This is a genomic window from Quisquiliibacterium sp. (assembly GCF_982640115.1).
The window spans coordinates 1-5,617 of sequence record NZ_CEXFHW010000220.1; the positions used below are offsets into that span (position 1 = coordinate 1).

At 69.6% G+C, this 5,617-nt stretch carries 4 protein-coding genes; 3 read left to right on the forward strand and 1 reads right to left on the reverse strand.

The genetic code is table 11. The annotated features are described in order from the left end of the window. A partial coding sequence (locus AC2H6A_RS17490) for an adenylate/guanylate cyclase domain-containing protein (RefSeq protein ID WP_484275000.1) occupies positions 1–1,431 on the forward strand: 1,431 nt, incomplete at its 5' end. A gap of 13 nt (positions 1,432–1,444) precedes the next feature. On the opposite strand, the gene AC2H6A_RS17495 is transcribed toward AC2H6A_RS17490, so the two are convergent. Continuing rightward, entirely contained in the window at positions 1,445–3,031 is a 1,587-nt protein-coding gene (locus AC2H6A_RS17495) for a GAF and HD-GYP domain-containing protein (protein WP_484275001.1), read from the reverse strand. A 240-nt stretch (positions 3,032–3,271) separates the two neighbouring features. On the opposite strand from AC2H6A_RS17495, the gene AC2H6A_RS17500 reads away from it, so the two are divergent. Continuing rightward, positions 3,272–4,744, forward strand: a complete 1,473-nt coding sequence (locus AC2H6A_RS17500; RefSeq protein WP_484275002.1) for an 8-oxoguanine deaminase — start codon at positions 3,272–3,274, stop codon at positions 4,742–4,744. Positions 4,745–4,790: 46 nt separating this feature from the next. Beyond that, positions 4,791–5,617: ethanolamine ammonia-lyase subunit EutB (eutB, locus tag AC2H6A_RS17505; protein WP_484275003.1), on the forward strand; the 827-nt coding region annotated here is incomplete at its 3' end.

Genomic DNA, 5,617 nt, shown 5'->3' on the forward strand with positions numbered 1-5,617 from the left:
GCCGAAACCATCACCCTGGGGCCCTACCGGTTGCCGATCGACGAGCAGGCACGATCGATGCTGCCCTTCTTTGGCGGGCGCGGCAGCGTGCCCACGGTGTCGGTGCTCGACATGCTCGAGGGCCGCATGCCGCCCGATCTGATGCGCGGCCGAGTGGTGGTGTTCGGCCCCACCGCGCCGGGTCTGCGAGACAGCCGCGCCACCCCGGTGGACACCAACCAGCCCGGCACCGAACTGCATGTGTCCTGGCTGCAGGGTGCGCTCGATGCGCGCCTGCCCAGCCGGCCCCACTACACCGATGCAGCCGTGCTCAGCCTGGTCTGGTGCGTGGCGCTGGGCATGATGGCCGGCGCCTGGCGCCTGCGCCCGGCGCGCTTCGTGGCGACCGCTGCGGCGCTGGCGCTGGCGGTGTGGTCGCTGGGCTGGTGGGTGTGGCGGCACGATCGGCTGGTGCTGCCGGTGGCCGTGCCGCTGGTGCAGATCGGCGTGCTGTTCGTGGCGCTGGGCGCGCTCGGCTATCTGCTGGAGCTTCGTGGGCGCAGCTCGATCAACCGGCTCTTCGGCCAGTATGTGCCGCCCGAACTGGTCAACGAGATGAATGAAGACCCCGACCGGTACAGCATGTCGGGCCGTGCGGCGGAGCTCACCGTGATGTTCGCCGATGTGCGCGGCTTCACCACCATCTCCGAGAAGCTGGAGCCCACCGCGCTCGGCGAGCTGATGAATGCCCTGCTCACCGACCTGTCGCGGGTGATCCGCGCCGACCACCTCGGCACCATCGACAAGTACATCGGCGACTGCGTCATGGCCTTCTGGGGCGCGCCGGTGGCCCGCCCCGACCACGCCGCGGCAGGCGTGGCGGCGGCCCTCGACATGCAGCGCTCGCTCGCTCGGCTGGTGCCGCGACTGAGCCTGCCACCGGGAGCCACCATCGCGATCGGCATCGGGCTGCACACCGGGCGCGCGGTGGTGGGCAACATGGGCTCGGCCTACCGCATGGCCTACACGGTGATGGGCGACACGGTGAACACCGCCTCGCGCCTGGAAGGACTGACCAAGGCCTACGGTGCGCAGATCGTGGCGGGAGAGTCGGTGCGCGCGGCCGCCGCCGAGCCGTTCCTGTGGCGGCAGCTCGACCTGGTGCGGGTGAAGGGCCGCGACACGCCGCTGGCCATCCACGAGCCGCTGTGCCGCACCGATGAAGCCACGGACACGCAGCGCGAGATGGTGCGCAGGCACGAGGCAGCGCTGGCCCGCTACCTGGCACGCGACTTCGGCGAGGCTCGCGCGCAGTGGCAGGCGCTGCAGGACGCGCCCGATGCCGCCCTGCACAGCGAACTGCATGCGGTGTGGATCAAGCGCTGCGAGCAGTATCTGGTCTCGCCGCCGCCCGCCGATTGGGACGGCGTGCACACCTTCGAGACCAAGTAGGCCGCCGCCAGGCCTAGATGTCGATCTGCTCGGGCTTCAGAAAACGCTCGCCGTACTGCCGCGGCACGCCCTTGGCGAGGAACACCTCGTAGAGGTCCGGATCGATGTGCCCGTTGTCGCGGAAGCGCTGCATGATGGCCAGCGCCTGCGAGAGCTTCATCGAGGGCTTGTAGGGACGGTCGGCGGCGGTGAGCGCCTCGAAGATGTCGGCAATGCCCATGATGCGGGCCTGCACGCTCATCTGCTCACGGGTGAGGCCTCGCGGATAGCCCTTGCCATCCATGCGTTCATGGTGGCCACCCGCGTACTCGGGCACATTGGCCAGATGCCTGGGCCAGGGCAGGTTCTCGAGCATGTGGATGGTGGACACGATGTGGTGGTTGATCACCTCGCGCTCGCTCGCGGTGAGCGTGCCCGCCCGGATGCTCAGGTTCTCGATCTCGTCGGCGGTGAGGAAGCTCCGTCGTTCGCCGGAGGGATCTGTCCAGGGATAGCGCTCGCTGATCTCGGCGATGCGCTGCACCGATGCATCGTCGAGGCTCTCGCCGCCGTGATTCACGCGGTGCAGGAACAGCCGGTCGTCCTGGATCCGATGCCGGACCCGATCCAGTTCGGCCTGCGCCTGCGCGGCCGGCAGGCCGGCCGCGACAGCCCGCAGCGCCGCGATCTCGGCATCACGAGCCACGACCTCGAACCGGGTGTCGAGCAGCTCGATGCGATCGAAGATGGTCTGCAGCTTGGTGGCCTTGTCGACCACATGCACCGGCGTGGTGACCTTGCCGCAGTCATGGAGCAGGGCCGCGATGCGCAGCTCGTAGCGGTCCTTGTCGGTGAGCTGGAAGCCGGCAAGCGGACCCTCGGTGGTCTGGTTGACCGCCTCGGCCAGCATCATGGTCAGCTCGGGCACCCGCTCGCAATGGCCGCCGGTGTAGGCGGATTTCTCGTCGATGGCGTCGTCGATCAGCTTGACGAAGGCCTCGAAGAGGTTCTCGAGCTGCAGCATCAGCCGGCGGTTGGTGAGCGCCACCGCTGCCTGCGAGGCGAGCGACTCGGCCAGCCGCTGATCGGCGGTGGAGAAGGGATGCACATCCCCCGAGGCAGGGTGGGTGGCATTGATCAGCTGCAGCACGCCGATGATGGTCGACTCGTGGTCGCGCAGCGGCACGGTCAGGAAAGACCGGGAACGGTAGCCGGTGGCCCGATCGAAACGGATGGTGCCGGAGAAGTCGAAGTTCTCGTCGGTATAGGCGTCGGCGATGTTGGCGGTGGCGCCGGTGATCACCACATGGGCCGCCACCATGTGGTCGTTGGGGCTGCCGTCCTCCATGTAGAGCGGCAGGTCGGTGAACTGCGGCGGCAAGGAGGCCGATGAGCTGCCCCCGAAGGCAATGCCCATCGAGAGCGTGCGCACGATGCGAAACTGCAGATGGCGCTGGTCATCGGACACCGTGTAAAGCGTGCCCCCGTCGGCATGGGTGATCGACATCGCCGCCTGCAGGATCTTCTCCAGAAGGCGGTCGAGGTTGCGCTCGCCCGAGAGCGAGGCCCCGACGTCGTTGAGCTGCTCCAGGCGTCCGAAGAGACTGTCCTGCGTGTCCATCCCGGGTTCTTGAGTGATGTGCAGGCGCGTGCCATGCGCGTCATGGTCGTTATCGACGCTAACCCAGCGGTCCTCGGCTGGCAAGCCTCAAACGAATGCCCGCGCGGTACTCGGAGACTGGCGGCGGCTTGCCGGGGGCATGCCAACATCTCCGGCTGCGTGCCCGGCCATGCGCGCGGCCACACCGCCAGCCCCATCCCGCCACCCCCGCCCCCCCCTCAAGATTTCCCCGGAGACCCCATGTCCACCGACCCCGCCCAGGGCAAGTCCACCGTGCTGATCCGCAACGCCCGCTGCGTGGCCACCATGGACGACACGCTGGGCGAACTGCGCGATGCGTCCATCCTGGTGCGCGGCAACCTGATCGAGGCGGTCGGGCCGGCCGAGGCCCTGGCCGATCAGGCCGATACCGTGATCGACGCCAGCCGCCACCTGGTGATGCCGGGCATGGTCAACACGCACCACCACATGTTCCAGTGCCTGACCCGGGCGGTGCCGGCGGCGCAGGATGCCGAGCTCTTCGCCTGGCTGCGCCAGCTCTACCCGATCTGGGCCAATCTCACCCCCGAGATGGTGCACACCGCCACGCAACTGGCCATGGCCGAGCTGCTGCTGAGCGGCTGCACCACCAGCAGCGACCACCTCTACCTCTACCCGCGCAGCCGCCAGGGCAAGGTCAACCTCGAGGACAGCATCCGCGCCGCGCAGGAGATCGGGATGCGCTTCGTGGCCTCGCGCGGCAGCGTGAGCATGGGCGAAAGCAAGGGCGGCCTCGCGCCCGACCGGCTGATCGAGAACGAGTCCGAGGTGCTGGCCGAGTGCCAGCGCCTGATCGAGACCTGGCATGACCCCAGCCACGGCGCCATGCTGCGCATCGCCGTGGCGCCCTGCTCGCCCTTCACCGTCACGCCGGCGCTGATGCGCGAGTCGGCCGCGCTGGCGCGATCCTACCGGGGCCGTTTCGGCGCCAACGGGGTGCGCCTGCACACCCACCTCGCCGAGAACGACCACGATGTCGCCTACAGCCTGGAGACCTTCGGCCGCAGCCCGATCGACTACATGCGCGATGTCGACTGGGTGGGCGACGATGTCTGGCATGCCCACTGCGTGAAGCTCGACGACGAAGGCATCTCGCTCTTTGCCGCCACCCGCACCGGCGTGGCCCACTGCCCCTGCAGCAACATGCGGCTGGCCAGCGGCATCGCGCCCATCCGGCGCATGCTCGATGCCGGCGTGCCGGTGGGCCTTGGCGTGGATGGCAGCGCCAGCAACGACGCCGGCCACATGGTCAACGAGGCCCGTCAGGCCATGCTGCTGGCCCGCGTGGGGCGCGCCATGCGGCCGCCCGAGCTGCGCGACGGCCGGCGTTTCTTCGGCTGCGATCTCGGCCCCGCCGAGATGACCGCGCGCGATGCGCTGCGCGTGGCCACCCGGGGCGGCGCGCAGGTGCTCGGCCGCGACGACATCGGGCGCATCGCGCCAGGGCTGTGCGCCGATCTCGCGATGTTCCGCCTCGACACCCTCGAGATGGCCGGCGGCGCGGTTCACGATCCGGTGGCCTCGCTGCTGCTGTGCGCCAGCCCGCGCGCCGACCAGGTGCTGGTCAATGGCCGCCAGGTGGTCATCGACGGCGAACTCGCCACGGTCGAGGCCGGCCCGCTGGTGGAACGGCACAACCGGCTCGCCCGCGAGCTGGTGCTGGCGCCACGCTGACCGGACGCTGGCAACGCCCGATGATCGCCGCCCGAGGAGCCCATTCATGAGCTACCGCCAGAGCATCGGCGCACGGGCCTACCGCTTCGAGAATCTCGCGGCGGTGCTGGCCCGCGCCTCGCCCGCGCGCTCCGGCGACCTGCTCGCCGGAGTGGCCGCCGAGAGTGCCGAGGAGCGCATGGCGGCGCGACTGTGCCTGGCCGATGTGCCGCTCTCGCGCTTCCTGCAGGAGGCGCTCATCCCCTATGAGGACGACGAGGTCACGCGCCTGATCCTCGACACCCACGATGCGGCGGCGTTTGCGCCGGTGGCCTCGTTCACGGTCGGCGAGTTTCGCGACTGGCTGCTCGGCGACCAGGCCGACACCGCCGCGCTTGGTCGCCTGCAGCGTGGCATCACGCCCGAGATGGCCGCCGCGGTGAGCAAGCTGATGCGCAACCAGGACCTGATCCTGGTGGCCTCTCGATGCCGGGTGGTGACCGCCTTTCGCAACACCATCGGCCTGCCGGGCCGGCTCGCGGTCCGGCTGCAGCCCAATCACCCCACTGACGACCTGCGCGGGGTGGCCGCCTCGATCGTCGACGGCCTGCTCTACGGCGCGGGCGATGCGGTGATCGGCGTCAACCCGGTGTGCGACAACCTCGGCGAACTCGCCGGTCTGGTGCACGCTCTTGATGAGCTCATCGGCCGGCTGCAGGCGCCCACCCAGTCATGCGTGCTCACCCATGTCACCAACACCCTGGCGCTGATTGAACGCGGCGCGCCGGTGGATCTGGTCTTCCAGTCGATCGCCGGCACCGAGAAGGCCAACCGCGGCTTCGGCATCCACCTCGGGCTGCTGCGTGAAGCCCGCGATGCGGCGCTGTCCCTGCG